The following is a 20,581-nucleotide window of genomic DNA, read 5'->3' as shown; positions in this document are numbered from 1 at the left end:
CTTTCGAGGCATGCGCCTTCCAGTGGGGTATCGAAGGGATGAATCAAGTCATGCCGTAACAATTGTTGGCCATATATAGGATCCTCGACATATATTTGCACTATTTCAGCAGACACCCCTGATGGACATTTCCCAGGTGCACACACCTCTCACGTCTTTGTATTCATCACCGGGATATCCTAGTACCCAGTTGCCCCAATATCTCCGCGTAATGACAGGAGTGAGATAGTTCTTTCGTTCGTTCGTGAAAGCCCACCTGAAGGATATGTCAATCCACCCCTTATATTCTCGCATCTCTCTATACATATACCTCTTGCGTGTAAGTGTGTCATATTTGGCGCACGCGCCCGACGAACTGTACTTGGCGCATACCTCAAGATAATCGGTTCTCACCCATATATCGAGAGTGTCGCGGTACTGAACCTTGTATTTTAGTTTATGATCCATTCGCGGAAATCCTCCCTGACTGTAGAGCAACTCAAGGAGGTCGCGTTTGATACTCTCGGGCATCTCGGCAGTCTCGGTAATCCATACGCCGACGATGAGTTGATGCCTATACCATTTCCCCTTCCGCCAATTCTTTTCTTGGCATTGCTTCGCCCCATATTTGCGCGCGCATGCCTGGAACTCAAGTTCAGGGCTGCAGTCCTTATAGCCCCCACATCCATTGTCCGGCCCGTAGGACGAACCGCCTCCTGATGCACCGCCCGAAAGAATGCTGCTCCACAGCCTCTCGAGCTCTTTCTGGCTCCTGCTGGGGTCGTATGCGTCGGCAAACATCTGGCGCTTCGCAGCCGACGCCTTCCAATACCCCTTCGGGGCCGGACGCCCCTTGCCAAGACCTGTGGGAACTACTCCTATACGCGCAGCTTCGCCTTCATCCCAATCAGGCAGGCTAAGAATATATTCAGGAGATTGAATATATCCTGACCACCATTGCTGACCGGTGAACGTTTCCGAGCAGATGCTTCCGCTGCAGACGTAACCTCCGCCGCTCGGCACACCGGTGCCCGTGTAGGCGAGGATATCGCTATCGCCCATAAGAATCTCTTCGCATCGATAAAACTGACTGGGGGTGCGGCAGAGTTCGTCCCTTGAGATGCCTTCGACGTTGTGTTGGAGGCCGGTGGACGCGGTGGCGTGGCCGGTGGGGTCGATGCCGGTGAGGGGTGAGGCGTTGGCGTAGGTGTAGCGGTTGGCTTGGACGGAGGGGTTGGGGTTGAGGGTGGCGGTGTCGCGGCTGGTGAAGGTGCCGGTACCGGGTTGGTACCAGCGGGCGTGCATGTTGGTCTTGCCGGTGTCGGGGTCGATGTAAGCGCGCTGGTAGCCGAGGTTGGTCTTGGCGCCCGTCTGTGCTGTGACGGCGCCGAAGGGGTCGTAGGCGGTACTGGCGGCCAGCGCGGTGGTGGTGAAGGTGGCGACGAGGTCGCGGTGCAGATCGGTGAAGGCGCCAGCGGCCGGGCTGGTACCTTCATGCAGGCCGAGCAGGTCGCCGAAGGGGTCACGGCCGTACTTGGCCTGGATGGCGCCGCTGGTGTCGGCGATGGCGGCCAGGTCGTTGCCGAGGCCGGAATAGGAGAAGGCATGCTTGGCGGTGCCGCGGGTGCGGGAGGTGACGCGGTTGAGCGCGTCGTAGCCGTAGAGGCTGTCGCCGTCGGCGACGAGCCGGTCGAATGCATCGAAGGTCAACTGAGTGGTGGTGCCAGCCTTGGTTTCGGTGGCCAGGGTGCCACGCGCCGTGTAGGTGTAGTCGGTGCCGTCGCCGCTGGTGAGGCGGTTGCGTTCGTCGTAGGTGAAGGTCTTGGTACCGGCTTTGATGCGGTTGCCGGAGGCGTCCCATCCGTAGTCGGTCTTGGCTCCGCCGGGGGCGGTCCAGGAGGTCAGGCGGCCAGCGTGGTCGTAGGTGTAGGTGTTGGTTCCCGCACCGGCAGTGCCCACGGTGGTCTTGGAGGTGAGGTTGTCGTCCTTGTCCCACCCGTAGGTGATCTTCGCCAGCTGGGCGCCCGCGCCGTTCTTCAACGTCTGGGACTCGAGGCGGTCGACGGCGTCGTAGATATAGGTCTGGCTGTCGCTGGCGGCGCCGGTGCTGGTCTTGCCGGTCATCGACGTGAGGCGGCTAGCCTTGTCGTAGCCGTAGGTTAACGTCCGGCCGGTGACCGGATCGACCGCCGTGGAGAGCCGGCCGACGTTGTCCCAGGTGAAGCTGGCCGTCCCAGCGGCATCGATACGCTGGCTGGGAGTGCCGAGCTCGCTGTAGGTATAGCTAGCCTGCTGGACGGTGCCCTTTTTCAGCGAAAGAGGCAGGTTGCGGTCGTTGTAGTCGATGCTCAGGTCGCCGATCGCCGTAGCGCGGCCAGCGAGATCGTAGCCGAAGGTGCGCTCGGCACTGGCTGCGCCGCCGCCCGTACCGGTCTCGGCGGTGAGGCGTCCCAGATGGTCGAAGGTGCGGTTGATACGCACCCCGCCTGGCTGTAGCGACGCTACCGGGTTTCCGGCCTGGTCGTAGATACTGGTCCAGCTGCGCTCTGCCAGGTTCGGGTGCGCGGTCGTCGAGGGCTCGCTGACCGATTCGGCAAGGCCGAGGCTGTTGTAAGTGGTCCAGGTGGCATTTCCGCGGCCATCGGTCTGCCGAGTGCGCGCGCCGGTGGCGTCGTAGCCGAATGACGTGGTGATCGACTCGGTCACGGAGAGCGGCTCAATCAACGAGGTGACTCGGTTGAGCGCGTCGTAGGTTTGCCTGGTGATGCGGCCTTCGGGTGAGGTGGCGCTGATCGGGTTACCGGCTGGGTCGTAGGTGGTGCTGGAACTGCGCACTACTGCGCCGCTGGCATTGAGATCCTGAGCGCCGACCTGGCGACCAGCCAGATCGTAGTCGGTGAGGGTGGCGTTGCCTTCCGGGTCGGTAGTCTTGATCAGGCGACCGGCCAGGTCGTAGCCCATCACCACCTTGTTGGCGGCCGGGTCGGTCTGCGCAGTGACTTCGCCCGCCGCGTTCACGGTGCGGGTGGTGGTGCGGTTTCCAGGGGCGATCTTCTTGGTCAGCGCGCCAGCGTCGTTGTATTCCTGCTTCGTGGTGTAGGCGACGGCGGTGGGGGTGCGTTCCACCTGCGTCGCGGTGATTGCCCGGCCTAGGTCATCGTAGGTGGCCTCGGTCCGCGCCCCTGTCGGGTCGACCGTGGCCAGCTTCTCTCCTACCAGGTCGTACTCGATGACGCTCCTACCAGCGATCTGCCCTGCAGGCGCCGGGTCGGTGATGCGCACCTGACGGCCGAGTTGGTCGTACTCGAAAGAGCGGACATTCCCGCGCGGATCGGTGGTCGAGGTCAGCTGGCCAGCCGCGTCATACGTGTGTGCGGTAGTGGGCGTCACCACCGTCCCGCCAGGTGGAATGTAGGACGGTGCGATCTGGCCGGTCAGTCGGCCAGCCTTATCGAAGACCGAAGTGAGTGTCCGGCCTTCTGCATCGGTCTTGTGCGTTTCGGCTCCCACAGCGTTGTAACCAATCCGGGCGGTCGGCTTCGCCGAGGTGCTAGATCCAGCCTTGTCGACCGCCACCTGCGGCCCCACCGCCTCGACCAGACGCCCCAGCACGTCGTAGCGCATCGTGGAGGTGAAGTCCGCCGCTGTCGCACCGGCCACGTTCCCCCGAGGGTCAGTGACGGCGCTGACCAAACCGCGCTCGTCGTAGGTCACCGTGGCAACCAGATCGTGATCGCCGTTCTTGACGGCCTCCCGCGTCGGCTGGTTGATCGGGTTGTAGGTGTACTCGGTGATCTCAGTTCGAGGCTGGCCGGCTCCCGTTCGGGTGACCTTGATGGGGTTGTTGGCCAGGTCGTAGTCGAAGGTGGTCTTGCGCTGCAGTTCGGCCGGATCGAACGTGGTGGAGGTGACGCGATTGGCCGCGTCCACGGTCTGTTCGGAGGTTACCTTGCCGCCACCGGTGACCTTCTTGGTCAGATTGGCGGCCAAATCATAAGTGCGGGACTCCAGGACGATGTCGCGTGGCGTGGTGGAGCCGTTGAGTTTGACGTCATCGGCGATGAGCTGGGAGGGCAGGTTGTCGTCGAAGTAGGTGTAGGACGTCTTGCGGCCCATTGCGTCAGCCTTGGAGGCCAGGCGCCCCGCAGGATCATAGGAGTACGATTCCAACACCACGTCCTTGGCGGGCTGCGGTGCGACGGGGCTGCCAGTCCAGCCTCTGAGCGTGCGCGTGAGCAACTCTCCGCGCTTGGAATAGCCGCTCTCGACGACAGTTCCGCGAGCGTCGGTTGTTCGAGTGAGCTGGCCCAGGCTGTTCCATATGGTGCGCACGATGCCGCCCTGCGGATCAGTGGTTGTCTCCCGGCGGCCTTGAGCGTCGTAGGTGTAAGTGGTGGTGCGCTCAAGGTCACCGCCGGTCAGGTCCGCGATCGTCTCGGTGCGCTTGTTACCGTCGGCGTCGTAGATGTGCCTAGCCTGTGTCGTGTGGGTGGCGTTGCTGATCTCGTTGCGCACACCAGGCCCGGTCTGGGTGGCCACACGGCTGAGACCGTCGTAGGTGAAGGTGGTCTTCACTCCGTCCGGGTGGGCTGTGGAGATCACCGAGTTCGAGGTGACTCGTCCGAGGGCGTCATGGGTGTAGGCGGTTTTCAGCCCCATCGGATTGGTTTCTTCGGCGACGTCGCCAGCGGCGGTGTATGCGTAGCGGGTTTCGCCGCCCTTGGGGTCACGCTGGGTCTTGAGCAAGCCCTTGGGGGTGGTACCGCCGCCGATGGCGGGTTCGGTGCCGTCGGTGTAGGTGTAGGAGATGCCCCACATCGCATCGCCGACTACATTGGGCCAGGTCTCGTTCTTCACCTGCCCGTACTCGTCGTAGTACCAGTGCGTGGCGTAGGTGTTGTCGAGCGCACTGGAGGATCGCTGGTCCAGGCGCGAGTGCATCTTGTCGTTCAGCGGGTCGAACGGGTTAGCGGCGTTCTCGTGGTAGCCGAACCACTCCCACTCACACCAAATCTGGCTCTTGCTCCGGCACGATCCCTTGCCCCACAGGTTGCCGCGCGCGGTCCACTGGCGGCCGAACACGTTGCCGTTAGGGTCGATGACATCACGCGGGTAGCCGCCGGTGTCATAGGTGTACTTGGTGATCTTCCCCAGCTGGTCCGCACGCGAGACGACGCGGTAGCCGCGCCAGGCGTCGTAGGTGGTGACGATCGTGTTCTGGTTGGGGTCGGTCACCGTCACCTTCGACAACCCGGTCGACTTGGCATAGTCGACGGTGCTGATCTGCCAGGTGCCGCCGTTGTTGTCGGTGTGCGTCTTGAGCCGGTCGGTCGCCGCGTCGTAGGTGTTGGCGGCCCATACCCGCCCGGACGGCAGCGTGATCTTGGTCATCTTGTACGGCGCCGCCGCGCGAGCCTCAAAGTGCAGGCGCACGTCCTCCGGCGTCAGCGGCTTGGCGTAGACCGCGACCTCGTCCAGCTGACCCCTGAACCCGAACGACGTCGTCGACCCGGCCGTACCGGGGGTGGCCGGCCACTGGCCACCTACCACCTGGCCGAACCCGACTTCCGCGTCGGCGGACCAGCCGCCCGTGATCGCTCCGGCGAGGGTGCCGACCTGCTGGCCGTCCAGGTAGAGCCGCTGCTCGCCCGCGGACAGGGTGATCGCCACGTGATGCCACTGCCCGTCGTTCACCACATTGGCCGAGGTGATGGGCGCGATCCCGGACCCGCTGCCCGCACGGCGTAACTGACCGCGCAGCTTCCCGTCAGTGCCGACGTAGACGCGGCCCGAACCGGCCTCCGACGCTGCGCCGGTAGCGAGCAGCACACCGGACTGGGTGGTCTTGAACCAGGTCTCGAACGTGGCCGCGTCCTCCACCCGCGCCAGCGCATGCTCGGGAAGCACGATCTTCTGACTGCCCGAGACGGTCACCGCGGTGTCGCCGGTACCGGCGAGCGCTCCCGGCTGCTTCAGCGTGGCGCCGGAGTAGGCGGCCGGGCCTGCGCCCCAGCCCAGGTCGGCCGCGGTGGTGCCGGTCTGCTCGCCGAGCCGCCAGTAGCCGATCGGGTCGGAGTTGAGCACGGTGCTGCGATACAGGGAACCGTCGGTGTAGTCGAAGGTGACACAGTTCGGCGCCGCGACCGGCGAGCACACCTGCTTCAGCTGGTCACCCTGGTAGGTGTAGGTCCACGTCAGCGGCTGGCCGTTCACCGGCGGGGTGGAGACGGTGGCGACATGCGCGCCGTTCCAGGTGAAGCTCAGCGACCGGCCGCCCGGACTGGTCACGCTCGCCAGCTTGCCATCACCGTTGTAGGCGAACTCCTGGGCCCGGCCCAGATTGTCAGTGATCGTCGTCAGGCGGCCGGTGGCGTCGAACAGGTAGGAGGTCGACGACTTGTCCATCAGCCGCCACCCGGACGGCTCCTTCACACACGTGCCCGCCGTGCACACGTCCTTGAACGTTTGCACCAGCGTCGCGTACATGCCCGGCGGCGGCTGATAAGACCCATCGCCCTTGGCGGCGAAGCGGATCTGCCGCCCGTCCGGGTTGGTCAGCAGCAGCGTCGGCACCGCCGCCACCGACTCTGGCTGGATCTTCATGTCGAACCGGGTCGACCAGCCCGCCCCGAACATGCCGTCCCGGCGCGGATCCATCGCGTTGTAGGAGCGCACGATCGACAGCGGCGGCCCCGCGGCAGCAACCGACGCGTCGGTGAACGACGTCGTGTAGTTACCAGGCAGCTGATGGAACTCCTGCCCATCCACCCCCGAGGTGGCCAGCTGCGAGCCGATCGCCGGCTGCCGCACCCCGGTGGTGAACGACAGCGTCGGCGTCGTGGCCGTCTTCGACCAGACCACATCCAGTGCCGAGACGGTCCACCAGTACTCCTTGCCCCACACCAGCTTGCCCGCAGGTATCCGCCAGGTGTTGACATCGGCGGCCAGCTGGCCGGAGGTAAAACAACTCGCACCGGTCATGTCGGCGTTGTCGCACACCTCGAACGTGTACCGGATGTAGGTGCCGCCGTTGTTGCCGTAGGCGTGCGCGACCAGCAACGGCGTCAGCGAATCCACCAGCATCTCATCGACCGGGAACACATCATCAAAGGTCGGCGGATACCGCACTGGGTCCGGCGGCGGCGCATCCGAGCAATCCCCCTCCCGGTTCCAATACGGCCGCTCGATCCCCGCACCCTCCGGGGTGATCTCGTAATACGTCGAACCCGGCGGCTTGAACCGGGGCACCTCCACCCGGCTCGTCCAGATACCCAGCTGATACGAAACCTGCGACCAGCCCGCATACGAGCTGGAAGAGTTGTAGGCCGGATATGACGAACACAACACCGCCGCCAGCCGCGCCTCACCATCAGCACTCTTCGCAACCGCCTGCGGCGGATTCTCCTCCACATGCCGGCCCTCGGCCGGCAACCCGCCCTTACGCTTACGCGGATCCTGCCCCGACGGCTCCGTCTTCTCCCTGCTCGTCGTCGCGGCGGTATCCACCAGCGAAGGAAGCGGAAGCGGCGAGCCCGGCTGCTGATCCGGCGTATCCGGCACCACCTGGCCATCCACGACCGCCACCGAAGCCACGGCGGCCGAGACGGGTAACGCCGTGGTGAACGTCAAACCCGGCAACAGCGCCACCAATAACGCCGCCCACCACGCCTTCGCACGACCTAAACGCGTCAGCCCACCGCTGCGACCCATACGCCATCACACTCCGAACCAGCGAGGCACCCCAGACACACGGGCGCGAACACGGCTCCTCACCACCCAGCACGAACCACACTCGTCCGCCTCGGAGGTTCAGAGAAAGATCACATAAGCACGCAAATCTTAACTTCGGCCTTATATCGCCTCAAGAGCTATATTCTGTATCAGATAGTCACATACTGTTACATATGCGGCGACGACTCACCGAAGGCAGCCACAGCGCACGACACCGTTCCGCACGCCTCTCGCCATTGAACAACCGATCATGGAACGCGACAAGAGCGCGATCTACGTCTCTCCTAGATGCCTCCCGCCACCGGCCGCCCCACAGCGCCTCAGGACGGAACGTGACCGTCTGGCGCCGCCCAGCCCCTCACTGAAACCGCCCTTACAGCCGCCGCCTGATTTCACGGGTGACGAGTGTGCGCCTGCCGAAAATCCCCTCCGGCCAGGTCATGGCCTTGCGAAGCCCCAGGGTGTGTAGGCGCTCCTCGCTCGTCCGTGGAGGAGCACGGGTGCGGCATGATGATCGTTCGTGCTTCTTAGTCTGGCCTATCTGACCGTCACGAACGCCTTCGCCGCCTTGCGGCTACTGCCGATGAGTGATCGTGACAAGGATGCCGAGATTCTCGCTCTACGCCACCAGATCATGGTCTTGGAACGGCAGCTCGGCGCCGATGTGCGGGTGAGATTCACCCCCGAAGACCGCCTCTTCCTGGCGGCACTTCTGACCTCGCTTCCCCGCGCAGCCTTGTGTCGGCTCCGGCTTGTCGTCCGCCCGGACACCATCCTGCGCTGGCACCGCGAGATCGTGAAACAGCGGCACGCCCGGACCTGCCGGCCGAAGCGGCGAGGGCGCCCACCCACGGTCCGCTCCATTCGCATGCTCGTGCTGCGTTTGGTCCGGGAGAACCCCTCCTGGGGGTATCGGCGGGTGCACGGCGAGCTCACCACGCTCGGCCTCAAGGTCGCGCCGTCCACGGTCTGGGAGATCCTCAAGCAGGAAGGCATCAACCCAGCACCCGAACGAGCATCCACCACCTGGGCCGACTTCCTGCGATCACAAGCCGACGCGCTCCTGGCCTGCGACTTCATCGAAACCGTCACCCTTACCGGGCAGCGCCAGTACATCCTGGCCGTCATCGAGCACACCAGCCGACGTATTCGTGTGCTCGGCACCACCGCCCATCCGACAGCGGCCTGGGTCGCTCAAGCGATAAGAAACCTCGTCATGGACTTGGAGGATGCGCGCTGCAGGGTACGCTTTCTGATCCGCGACCGGGACGGCAAGTTCCCCGTCCTTATGGACGAGATTCTCGCCGAAACCGGTATCCAGACCGTGCTCACCGGCATCCGAATGCCACGGATGAACTCCATCATGGAACGGTGGGTGCAGACCTGCCGCCGCGAACTCCTGGACCGCTACCTGATCTGGAACGAACACCACCTACGCCACGCCCTGGCCGAGTACGAACGCTTCTACAACGAACCTCGCACCCATCAAGCCCTCGACCAGGCCGCCCCACTCCGCGCCGCACCCGACCCGATCACCGACCCGACGCGCATCACAGCCCTGAACATCCGCCGACACGACCGACTCGGAGGAATCCTCCACGAATACTCACACGCCGCTTGAACTGCACGGACGTAATTTTCGGCAGGCGCAGGCCCACAGAACACCGATGCCACGACGTTCTTGAACATGCACGGCGGTGGGCGCCGTCCCGGAACGTCCGGCACCGGAACCGCCAACGACGAGCATGCACCTGTTGCGAACCTCCGCTCGCCCGTGGCCTCGGAAAGCGGCGACTCAGGTGAATCGCGTGAACGTCGGCACTCGCTCAGCCACCTTCATTATGCGACGCTTCGAAGAAGGGCTTGTCGATATGAGGTAGACGCGCATCGCTATTCAGATTCCGGACCCGACTCAGGGCCGATATAAATCTCGACCCCATTTGAATTCCAAGCACGTGTATACCCACCGCCGGGCGCCCATATGACAAACTCATCGGATTCTAGAGACACCTGCCCATCATCCCCCCCTTCGAACCACTCAACAAGTATCTTCTCTCCTGCATTAAGCTCGTATTCGGCCGCCGTGGGTTCGAAGGCCACTGTGATCTTCTTGTCGGTTTTAATATGAAACTTCACTGTCTCTCTCTAAAGATTGTCCATGTACCACTGAAACAATTCCGCCCGCGAACGAGCGCTAGGGTTGATTTTGCTTGGATCATTGGCGTGCTTCGCGGCCGACTTCTGATGGACGTTCAGATAGAAGTTTCGCCAGTGCTCCGCTTCTACCTTGGTTAGACCAAGCTTTCTCATTTTGGCCAGTTGTTCCGGTGTTGCCAGTTTCATGGCATCGGCCTTGCTGCGACCTCCCCATGCAACGTCGCCAAAGTCTGGCATGGAATTGAATCCCATACGCCGCCAGCTTTCGTTCACGATCTTCATGTCGACGGTTACACAATTGTGAACGAGGACGCTGGCGTCTTCCGTTTTCACGTAGTAGGTATGAATACCTTCGACCGATAGATTGTAGACCTGTTGCGGTGCTGTCCACCGCTCGACGCTCTGCACTCGAATCCAGGCCCCGGTCGTGGACCGAAGCCATCTGCCAGGTTGCAGATCAACCGCGTCGACCCATTCCTTGGAGTCGGCAGCCCAGAACGGGTGCGAATCTGTCGCCGTAACTGTGGAACGCTGAGGCTTTGAAGCTGACTCGTCGCCGAAGGCGATCTTGACGAGGCCCTTCACGCCCTGGCCGACGATGACATCGACTACGGCCCGCGCAGCGGTGATCCCGGTAGTCGGGTCGGTTGCGACCACGCGTTCACCGAGTTCTATCTCGGAGATCTTCTTATAGCTTCCGTCCGCCATAAGGATCCTGGTTTCTGGCGTAAAGCTATGTTTGCATGCCTTGGCTGCGACCTCGAAGGCGTTGTCGAACTTTTTGAAGAGGCCTGCGAGCTTTCCTGTGGCGCGACCCGCCAGCTTGGCTAGAGACCCGCCCGGAATGAAGTTCGAGAGGAAAAGGGCACACGATACGAAGCTTCCCGCTACGCACTTGTCCGCATCCTCGAAAAAGAAGTTGGTTACGGAGATCATAAACCGGTTGAACCAGTGATCCGGAAGCTTAATGTGATTGAGTCTGGCCTGCTTGAGGATCTCCCATTCAATATTATTGATTCCTAGCGCGACCGCGGCTCCATTGCAACCCGTATTATGGGCGTCTCCCTCTCCGAGGCAGTACTGGTCAAAGTATAGGGCTTGCCTGGCAAGCTTGGCTGCTGCCTGCATCGCATCACAGGCCTTAGCGCCCAACTCTTTCTTGCATTTTGCCATTCCCCACGTGCTGGGCTCCGGGACATTCTTCCCCCCGGCGCTGCCCATATCTCCGCCGAGCTTGTACTGTGCCCAGGCCGAGAGGATTTCCAACTCGCTCTTACCTGCGTAGGCCATGCCGATGATCTTTTGGCGGATCTTCTTAGATCCTTCCCAAAATCCCTTCAGGTCCTCGATCCACATTCCGTTGGGAAGGTGACCGAGCCGCTTCATCTCCTCTTCGGTCATCACCGTGATGCCGGTGAGCTCGAAACCACCGCATTTATCCAGGCCGGCCCCGCTGCAAGCCACGCTGCCGCCGCCTCCGCCGACGGAACCCCCGACGAGCATGAAATCGGTGGCGCCGACGCCGCAACGCTGAATCGATCCGGAGGCGCCGCACGGGTCTCCTGCGTAGCCGGGGTCCAGGCCGGTGGATTCGCGGGCGTGGCCGGTGGGGTCGATGCCGGTGAGGGGTGAGGCGTTGGCGTAGGTGTAGCGGTTGGCCTGGACGGAGGGGTTGGGGTTGAGGGTGGCGGTGTCGCGGCTGGTGAAGGTACCGGTTCCGGACTGGTACCAGCGGGCGTGCATGTTGGTTTTGCCGGTGTCGGGGTCGGTGTATTCGCCTTGGTAGCCGAGGTTGGTCTTGGCGCCGGTGCGTTCGGTGACGGTGCCGAACGGGTCGTAGGCGGCGGTGGTGGTCAGCGTGCTGCCGGTGAAGGTGGCGACGAGGTCGCCGTGCAGGTCGGTCAGCGTGCCGGCCGCTGGTTCTGTGCCTTCTTGCTGGCCGAGGAGGGCACCGGATGGGTCACGGCCGTAGCGGCCCTGGACACCGCCGAAAGTGTCGCTGATCGCGGCCAGGTCGTTGCCGAGGCCGGAGTAGGCGAAGGTCTGCTTGGCGGCGCCGCGGATGCGGGAGCTGACGCGGTCGAGGGCGTCGTAGCTGTAGAGGCTTTCGCCGTCGGCGATCAGGCGGTCGAAGGCGTCGAAGGTCAGGTTTGTCGTCTGACCGTTTTTGGTTTCGGTGGCGAGGGTGCCGCGCGCCGTGTAGGTGTAGTCGGTGCCGTCGCCGGTGGTGAGGCGGTTGCGTTCGTCGTAGGTGAAGGTTTTGGTGCCGGCTTTGGTGCGGTTGCCGGAGGCGTCCCAGCCGTAGTCGGTCTTGGTGCCGCCAGGGGCGGTCCAGGAGGTGAGGCGGCCAGCGTGGTCGTAGGTGTAGGTGTTGGTGCCTGCTCCTGCGGTGCCTGCGGTGGTTTTGGCGGTGAGGTTGTCGTCCTTGTCCCACCCGTAGGTGATCTTCGCCAGCTGGGCGCCCGCGCCGTTCTTTAACGTCTGGGTTTCGAGACGGTCGACGGCGTCGTAGGTGAACGTTTGGGAGTCGGCGGCGGCGCCGGCGCTGGTCTTGCCGGTCAGCGTCTTGAGGCGGCTGGACTTGTCGTAGCCGTAGGTGAGCGTGCGGCCGGTGACCGGGTCGACCGCAGTCGCGAGCCGGCCGACGTTGTCCCAGGTGAAGGTGGCAGTCCCGGCGGCGTCGACGCGCTGGGAGGGGTTGCCGAGCTCGTTGTAGGTGTAGCCGGTCTGCTGGACGGTGCCCTTCTTCACGTTCAGGGGCAGGCCGCGGTCGTTGTAGTCCACGGTCAGGTCGCCGATCGCGGTGGCGCGCCCGGCCAGGTCGTAGCTGAAGGTGCGCTCCGCTGTGGCGGCGCCGCCCCCTGTGCCGGTTTCGGCGGTGGGGCGGTTCAGGTGGTCGAAGGTGCGGTCGATGCGCACCCCGCCGGGCAGCAGCGACGCAGTCGGGTTGCCCGCCTGGTCGTAGATACTGGTCCAGGTGCGGTCGGCCAGGTTCGGGTGCGCCGCGGTGGCCGGCTCGGTCACGCTCTCAGCCAGGCCGAGGGTGTTGTAGCTGGTCCAGGTGGCGTTGCCGCGACCGTCGGTCAGCCGGGTCCGCGCGCCGCTGGCGTCGTAGCCGAACGACGTGGTGATCGACTCGCCGGCTGCGATCGGCTCGATCAGCGAGGTGACCCGGTTGAGCGCATCGTAGGTCTGCCGCGTGATGTGACCCTCGGGCGAGGTCGCCGACACGGGGTTGCCCGCAGCGTCGTAGGCGGTCGAGGCGGAGCGGACCATCGCCCCGGTCGCGTTGAGGTCCTGGGCACCGATCAGGCGCCCGGCCAGGTCGTACTCGGCGACGGTGGCGTTGCCCTCGCCGTCGGTCGTCTTGACCAGGCGTCCGGCCAGGTCGTAGTCCATGACCGTCTTGTTCGTCGCCGGGTCGGTCTGGGTGGTGACCTCACCGGCCGCGTTCACCGCGAACCCCGTGGTCCGGTTGCCGGGCGCGATTTCCTTGGTCAGCACGCCGGCGTCGTTATACTCCAGCTTCGTCGTATACGCCGCCGCGGACGGCTTGCGTTCCACCACGGTGGCGGTGATGGCCCGGCCCAGGTCGTCATACGTCGCCTCGGTGCGCGCTCCGGTCGGGTCGATCTTCGCCAGCGTCTGCCCGGCCAGGGAGTACTCCGTCACCGACTGGCCCGCGCTCTGCCCGGCGGGCGCGGGGTCGGTGCTGCGCACCTGCCGGCCCAGCTGGTCGTATTCGAAGGAGGAGATGTTGCCGCGCGGGTCGGTGGTCTTGATCAGCTGGCCCGCAGCGTCGTAGGTGTGGGTCACTGTCGGGGTGACTGCCGTGCCGCCGGGAGGGGTGTAGGAGGGCGCGATCTGGCTGGTCAGCCGGCCCGCCTTGTCGAAAGCGGAGGTGACCGTTCGCCCTTCGGCGTCCGTGTTGTGCGTGGTCGCGCCCACCGTGTCGTATCCGAGCCGGATGGTCGGCTTGCCGTTGGTGCTGGAGCCGGCCTTGTCCACCGCCACCTGTGGCCCGACCGCTTCGACCAGGCGTCCCAGCGCGTCGTAGCGCATGGTGGTGGTGAAGTCGGCAGCCGACGCGCCCGCGACATTGCCCCGCGGGTCGGTCATCGCCGTCACGAGGCCGCGGTCGTCGTAGGTGAGGGTGGAGACCAGGTCTACATCGCCGTTCTCGACGGTCTCCCGCGTCGGCTTGTTGTCCTTGTTGTAGACGTGTTCTGTGCTTTCGGCGCGGGTCGATCCTGCGCCGCTGCGGCTGGTCTTGACGACGTTGCCGTTGGCGTCGTAGGTGAAGACCGTCTTGCGCTTGAGCTTGGCCGGATCGAAGGTCTGCGACGTGATGAGATTCGCGGCGTCGAAGACGACCTCGGTTGTCGCCAGACCGCCGCCCGCCACGAGCTTGACCTGGTTGCCCGCGGCATCGTAGGTGTGCTCCTCCAGCACCACGTCCCGGGCGGTCGTGACGCCGTTCAGTTTCGCGTCGTCGGCGATCTTCTTCGACAGCAGGTTGTCGGTGAAGTAGGTGAACGAGGTCTTGCGGCCCATCGCATCGGTTTGCATGGCCAGACGGCCGCCGGGGTCGTAGGCGAAGGCCTCCAGCACCACGTCCTGGGCGGGCTGCGGATTGACCGGGCTGCCCGTCCACCCCTTCAACGTGCGCGTAGTGAGTTCGCCACGCTTGCTGTAGCCGTTCTCGATCACCGTTCCGCGGGCGTCGGTCACCCGGGCCAGCTGGCCGAGCGTGTTCCACGCTTGCCGGACCACGCCGCCTTCAGGGTCGGTGATCGTCTCGGCCCGGCCCTGGCCATCGTAGGTGGAAACCGTGGACCGGGCGGCATCGCCGCCGGTCAAGTCAGTGACGGTCTCGCTCAGCGTGTTGCCGTCCGGGTCGTAAGCGAACGTGGTCTTCTTCGTGTGCGTGATGCCGGAGACCTCGTTCTTCACCGCGGGTTCCGTGCGGGTCGCCACCCGATCGGCGCCGTCGTAGGTGACGGTGGTTTTCACACCGTCGGGGAAGGCCGCCGACACCTGCGTCGAGTTGTCCAGCCGCCCGACGGCGTCGTACTCCAGCTTCGTGACCAGCCCTTCCGGCGAGGTCTGCTCGACCAGGTCCCCGGCGGCGGTGTAGCGGTAGCTCCACGCGTTGCCCCGCGGGTCGGTCTTCGACTTGGCCAGACCCGCCGGGGTGGTGCCACCACCGACCGCGGGTTCGCTGCCGTCGGTGTAGGTGAGGCCTACGGTGCGGCCTTGCGGGAAGTCGGGGGTGGCGGGGGTGGTCAGCTTGGTCTGCTCGCCGAAGGTGTTGTAGTCGATCGTGGTGGCGTAGGTGTTGTCGGTCGCGCTGGCCGAGCGCGGGTCGCGGAGCTTGATGGGGCGGTCGTTGCGGGGGTCGAACTGGTCGCCGGTGTTGAGGTGGTATTGGGTGCGCTGGGTCTGGCAGTTGCCGGCGGCGCGGCAGGTGGTGGTGGTCAGCACGTTGCCGCGTTTGTCGTTGGTGCGCTGCACGGTGACGTTGTTGGGGTCGACGACCTTGGACAGGTAGCCGCCGGTGTCGTAGGTGTAGCTGGTCTTCTTGCCGAGCTGGTCGGTCTGCGAGACCAGTCGGTAGCCGCGCCAGGCGTCGTAGACCGAGGTGATGGTCTCGCCTGCGGGGTCTTTGACGGTGACGGTGGACATGCCGGTGCTGCGGTTGATCACCGGTTCGTTGATCGTCCAGGTGCCGCCGTGCTGGCTGGTGTGGGTCTTCAGCCGGTCGGTGGAGACGTCGTAGGCGTTGGCCGCCCAGGTACGGCCTGAGGGCAGGGTGATCGAGGTGAGCTTGTGCGGCGCCTCGGCGCGGGCGGCGAAATGGCGCTGGACCTCGGCCTCGGACAGGGGCCGGTCGTAGACGGCGGCCTCGTCGACCTGCCCGCTGATCCCGCCGAGTTCCAGGTTGGTGACGTAGTCGGTGTTGGAGACCTGCTCGGTCAGCGTGCCCTGGACCTGGCCGTCCACATACAATGTCTGCGTGTCACCGGCGATAGTCAGCACGGCATGGTGCCAGTTGCCGTCGTTGACCGGCGCGGCGGAGACAATAGGGCTGCCGATCGGCTCGTAGGAGGCTGCCAGCTTGCCGCCGGCGTCGACCTGCATCACCTTGTGCGCGGGTACGAACGGGCCGCTGGTGCGCATCAGGGTGCCGGTGGCGGTGGTCTTGAACCAGGTCTCCAGCGTGGCCCACTCGCCGGCCTTCTGCACGGTGTCGGCCGGCAGATCGACGTAGGCGGTGTTGGTCACCTGGACCGAGGTGTCGGGGGTGCCGGACAAGGCGCCCGGCTTGCCGAGCGCGGCGGCGGAGTAGCGGGCGTCGCCGGCGCCCCAGCCGAGGTCCTTGGCCGTGGTGCCGGAGGCCTCGTTCAGCCGCCAGTAGCCCATCGGGTCGGAGTCCAGTACGGCGCTGCGATACAGCGACCCGGGATTGTGCCCGTAGATGGTGCACTCGTTGGCCGGATTGCACACCTTGTCCAGCACGTCGCCGGTGTAGGCATAGGTCCAGGTGAGCGGGGCGCCGCCGACCGGGTCGGTGGCGACCGAGGTGACGTGGGCGCCGGTCCAGGTGAAGGTCAGGGACCGGCCGCCGGTCCCGGTGGCCTTGGCCAGCTTGCCGTCGGCACCGTACTCCAGCGTTTGGGCGCGCCCGCGCTTGTCGGTGATCTTCGTGAGCCGGCCGACGGCATCAAACAGGTAGGTGGTGGCGGCCTTGTCCATCAGCCTCCAGCCGCCCTCGGCAGGCTTGGCCAGCGTCGCGTACAGGCCCGGCGGAGGCTGGAAGCTGCCGTTCTTCTTGTCGGCGAAGCGCACCTCGCGCCCGTCGGCGAAGGTGACCAGCGCTGCCTCCCGGCCGCGAACGTTCTCCGGGGTGATGCGCATGTCCCAGCGGGTGGACCAGCCCGCCCCGAACACGCCGGTGCGCCGGGTGTCCATGCTGTTGTAGGAGCGCACCACCGACAGCGCCGGGCCGGCCACCGGCACCGAAGCATCGGTGAAGCTGGTGGTGTAGTTACCGGCCTGCTGGTGGAACTCCTGCCCGGACACGCCCGAGGTCGCCAGCTGCGAGGTGATCGTCGGCTGGCGCACCCCCACCGTGAACGACCGGATCGGCGTGGTGGAGTTCTGACCGCCGACCGTGGAGGCGTCGTGAAGCTTGACCCGCCACCAGTACTGCCGGCCCCACGACAGCGTCCCGTCGGGCACCTTCCATTCGGCGTCCAGGGCGCAGCACACGTCCTTGGTCACACAGCCGGTCATCGCCGGGCCGTCACACACCTCGAACTGGAAGCTGATCGTCGCGCCCTGCCACGTGGAGCCCTTGATCTTGAGCGTCGGCTCCTCGGTCAGCAGCAACGCGCCGTTGGCCGGCGTCATCGATACCATCTGCGGCGCCGGCGGCGGCGGGCACGGCCCGATCAGGCGCCAGCCCGTCTGATCCTCGTGCGGCGGATGCGAGTTCAGATTTCCGGGGATGTTCATCGTGGTCGCCCAGATGCGGCCACCCGAATACACCCGCGCACCGTACGCGTACGACGCGCCCCACTGCCACCGCTGCTCATTCCCGCACGGCGGCTCCACCGCGGCCAGCTCGCGCGTCAACCCCTCACGCTGCTCCTCCGGCAACGCGTCCTTCGGCGGCTCCGCCTCCTGCGCGGGCATGCCCGCCTTCGCGGTGGTCCGCGTCGCCTCGGCAGAAGTCAGCGACGGCAGGCCCGCGGCCGTACCGGTCGCCTGCCGGGGCGTCTGGATCGGTCCATCTGCGGACGTTGTCGAAGCGACACGATCATTGGCGACGGCCGGCAGCACCTGAAATGACAGCAAACCGGGCACCAGCCCGGCCAGCGACAGCAAGGCAAGCTGGGAACGAGCCCATGACGAATAGCGACGCATGCGCCGTCACACTCCGAACCAACGAGGGGCAGCCCCGACAAGCGGGGTTGCCGGACGTCGCTCTGCTCACCGACATGGACAACGCCCACTCCATCGGAGGCTCAGAGCCAAGACCAAACGGGCAGATCGTAACTATCTCCGCAGACAAACCACAAGATCAGAATTGAGTTATTGAATGTACAGAGAGTGATGATTGGGGCAAATGGTTCATAGGCTCAGCCGCGCGTGCCAGATCGTGGAGGTGGCGACCGGAGGCTTCCAGGATCTGCGGCCACTAAAGCAACAGGCCTGGACGTCACCATGGGACTCGTCAGAGGCGCCTTGTACCGCTTCCCCGGGGCCCCTTTCCCGCAGGCGCCGCATGGCCTACTGGATGTACGGACGGCATCACCCGGCCTGGACCGATACAGTTCGTGATCACCAGAGGAGCGTGGCAGGACAAGGGGACAGGGTGGCCGACCACAGCAGAGGACGGCCCGGCTGGCTGCACGTCGGCCCCTTGGAGGGGCGGCTGACCCGCGCGTGGGAGCCAGGCGTCTTCCCGCCCGCGGAATCTCTGTTAGCGATCATGACGATCGCGGCCGTTCCCCGCCGCCTGGCTACGCAGCTGGCCGCCCATCTGAGCGGCGGGATCGTCGTCGGTCCGGGCGCCGTTCCCGATCTTCCCGGTTTTACCTATCTGCGCGAGGTCGAGCTTCCGCTGCAAGCCGGTACCTGGGAGGTCAGCGCCGGGGTCTACGACCCTGCCCGCCGGGCCATCGGGGTGGGGAGCGTCCCCTCGCCCTCGGTCAGCGTCGCCGCCCACGAGCTGGGTCATGCGGTCGACGACATGGACGACAGAGCGTCACAAGAGACGTTCTGGCTGGCGTTGCACGCCCGGCGCGCCGCGCACCTGGCTCCGCCGTACCGGCAGGATGTCGCGGAGCTGTTCGCGGAGTGTTTCGCGTGCCTGCTGACCCGCCGGGCCCGGCGCCTGATCCAGCTCCTAGGGGAGGAGAGCGCGGCCCAGCAGGTCTATGCGTGGCTGTCGGGCCGCTATGGCATCGGCTGATCGGTGCTCTCCCCCAGCGTCGCGGGGGAAGCTATGCTGACAAGCACGTGAGCGATGAGACGGAAGGGAGACACTGCACATGAGCGCGATCTTGCTGCCGGATGGAGTGCTCCGCGTCCCCACCACGGCCACGCTGCCCGACGGAACCCGCATCGATGGCCTGCGCGACATCGCGCCCGGCGAGCCTGACTACGACGCCTGGTTGCCCTTCGCGATCACCGAGGAACAAAACCGGCTCGGCCACGCCGACGACGACGCCATTTTGCGGCGGTGGCACGCCGCCGCCAGCGCATAGCCCAAGCCTCACTCCCCCGTTCACCGGGATCGCTTCGCATGCCGGGCTGGCCGCTGCCGAGATCCGTGGAGTTGGCCGGCTCAAGTCGCATGCTGGCCTTGACGGACTCAGCTGAGCCAGGTCCGGTCCAGATCGCTGTTGGCCGACCTGCCCATCACCGGTGCTGTGGATCTATTGGAGGTGGGAGATGAGTGGCGATGGCGCGTCGCTTGCGCCGAAGGAGTACCAAGAGTGGCCGGACTCCGCCCTACGGCAACGGTCGGAGCTGAGGTCGGACATGGCCGAGCTGTCGCGCTGGGGTGACGATCATCCTGATCGTCTGGGAGGCGTCTGGTGGGAGTACACCGCCGAGCCGAAGGGCAGCGTGAAGATGTGTCTCGGCGTCATCGGTGACGCCGCTGCGGTGGCCGCGCAGGTCCGCCCCGTGCTCGCCCATCCTGACCATCTCAACGTGGTTGCACAGCGCTACACCTTGCGGGAGCTACGGCGCCTGGCGGACATCATCTTCGAGGATCAGATCACCCGCTGGGAAGCGCTCTGGGAATCTGGCCGATACGCCTCCGAGGAGGAGTTCTGGCGCAGCGTGAGGGAGAGCCCCGTGATCGTGGGGGCCGACGTCAACCCAGAGATCAACAAGGTTGGAGTGGGCGTCGCGCCGCGCGACTCCACCTTTGCCGCCGCAGTCATCAACCGGTACGGGGCAGATCGCGTGCACGTTTTCTGGGAGCCGATAGTTACGTTCTGGTGATCACGCTCATCGGGCTCTCACGATCCCTTCTCCGGAGTGTCCGTATAGGGAACGCTCAACGAGACACGTCTCGGCGCGGCGGGTATCCCCGACCCACACACCCTGTCCCTGCACTCCATCCTGTGGGGCTCAATAATAGGATTCGGCGTCTGGCCTGCGGGTTCTTCCTGGCTTCAGTTGGCGACCCGGTACTCGTTGATGAGGCCACCGAGGATGGTTCTGCGGTGGACCTGATGGCTGGCCAGGTCGGCTGGCGAGGGCGGTCCGGCTTCAGCTTGGGATGGGCTTGACTGGCCGATGCCGCGGTAGGGCCGGGCACGGGTCCGTCCAGTGTGAACGGCTCTGGCCCGTAATCGGTGGTGGCGCCGAGTGATCATCTGCCAGTCTGAGCCGTGCTGAAGATCGGCGATCTTACGGGTGTGGTGTTTGCAGGGCTGTCTGCCCTGGTCATCCAGGGTGTCAATGACGAGGACCATCTCATCCGGGTTTTGGCCCGCACTCGCGACGAGCCAGTACCGTGCCCGATGTGCGGGACGTTGACCGGCCGGGTGCATGGCTACGGCAGCCGGACGGTCACTGACGTCCCGGTAGACGGGCGGCAGGTGGTGGTGTCAGTACACGTACGGCGTCTGCTCTGCCCGGCGTGGGGATGCCCTCGGCAGACCTTCCGTGAACAGGTGCCCGGGCTGCT

At 65.2% G+C, this 20,581-nt stretch carries 8 protein-coding genes; 5 read left to right on the top strand and 3 right to left on the bottom strand.

Features of this window, described 5'->3' with window-relative positions; genetic code table 11:
• Window positions 1-105: 105 nt before the first annotated feature.
• Window positions 106-7,689 (bottom strand): LamG-like jellyroll fold domain-containing protein, encoded by a 7,584-nt coding sequence (locus ACFWYW_RS56120; protein WP_379626518.1) that lies wholly within the window; start codon window positions 7,687-7,689, stop codon window positions 106-108.
• Between the two features lie 541 nt (window positions 7,690-8,230).
• Between ACFWYW_RS56120 and ACFWYW_RS56115 the strand changes: the two genes are divergently transcribed.
• Entirely contained in the window at window positions 8,231-9,331 is a 1,101-nt protein-coding gene (locus ACFWYW_RS56115) for an integrase core domain-containing protein (protein ID WP_379626515.1), read from the top strand.
• Window positions 9,332-9,600: 269 nt separating this feature from the next.
• On the opposite strand, the gene ACFWYW_RS56110 is transcribed toward ACFWYW_RS56115, so the two are convergent.
• Window positions 9,601-9,846 carry a hypothetical protein gene (locus tag ACFWYW_RS56110; protein WP_379626513.1) on the bottom strand — a complete coding sequence of 82 codons (246 nt, stop codon included), beginning with the start codon at window positions 9,844-9,846 and terminating at the stop codon, window positions 9,601-9,603.
• 9 nt (window positions 9,847-9,855) lie between these two features.
• Window positions 9,856-17,796 (bottom strand): polymorphic toxin-type HINT domain-containing protein, encoded by a 7,941-nt coding sequence (locus ACFWYW_RS56105; protein WP_379626511.1) that lies wholly within the window; start codon window positions 17,794-17,796, stop codon window positions 9,856-9,858.
• A 451-nt stretch (window positions 17,797-18,247) separates the two neighbouring features.
• Here ACFWYW_RS56105 and ACFWYW_RS56100 point away from each other — a divergent pair, with 451 nt between their 5' ends.
• The 4 genes from ACFWYW_RS56100 to ACFWYW_RS56085 all read left to right on the top strand — a co-directional run.
• On the top strand, window positions 18,248-18,847 hold the full coding sequence (locus tag ACFWYW_RS56100) for a hypothetical protein (protein ID WP_379626509.1): 600 nt from the start codon (window positions 18,248-18,250) through the stop codon (window positions 18,845-18,847).
• Between the two features lie 79 nt (window positions 18,848-18,926).
• Window positions 18,927-19,142 carry a hypothetical protein gene (locus ACFWYW_RS56095; protein WP_379626507.1) on the top strand — a complete coding sequence of 72 codons (216 nt, stop codon included), beginning with the start codon at window positions 18,927-18,929 and terminating at the stop codon, window positions 19,140-19,142.
• 277 nt (window positions 19,143-19,419) lie between these two features.
• Window positions 19,420-19,890, top strand: a complete 471-nt coding sequence (locus ACFWYW_RS56090) for a hypothetical protein (protein WP_379626505.1) — start codon at window positions 19,420-19,422, stop codon at window positions 19,888-19,890.
• A gap of 422 nt (window positions 19,891-20,312) precedes the next feature.
• On the top strand, window positions 20,313-20,581 hold a 269-nt coding region (locus ACFWYW_RS56085; RefSeq protein ID WP_379641404.1), incomplete at its 3' end, for a transposase family protein.

The sequence above is a fragment of the Nonomuraea sp. NPDC059023 genome, assembly GCF_042740095.1.
Lineage (GTDB): Bacteria > Actinomycetota > Actinomycetes > Streptosporangiales > Streptosporangiaceae > Nonomuraea.
The sequence above is the reverse complement of the archived record's forward strand: the minus strand, read 5'-3'. Positions and strand labels throughout refer to the sequence as shown.

Excerpts from the sequence above, each read along its gene's own strand:
- ACFWYW_RS56120 (WP_379626518.1), bottom strand. The coding sequence starts at position 7,689 with ATGGGTCGCAGCGGTGGGCTGACGCGTTTAGGTCGTGCGAAGGCGTGG.
- ACFWYW_RS56105 (WP_379626511.1), bottom strand. The coding sequence starts at position 17,796 with ATGCGTCGCTATTCGTCATGGGCTCGTTCCCAGCTTGCCTTGCTGTCG.
- ACFWYW_RS56095 (WP_379626507.1), top strand. The coding sequence starts at position 18,927 with ATGAGCGCGATCTTGCTGCCGGATGGAGTGCTCCGCGTCCCCACCACG.
- ACFWYW_RS56090 (WP_379626505.1), top strand. The coding sequence starts at position 19,420 with ATGGCCGAGCTGTCGCGCTGGGGTGACGATCATCCTGATCGTCTGGGA.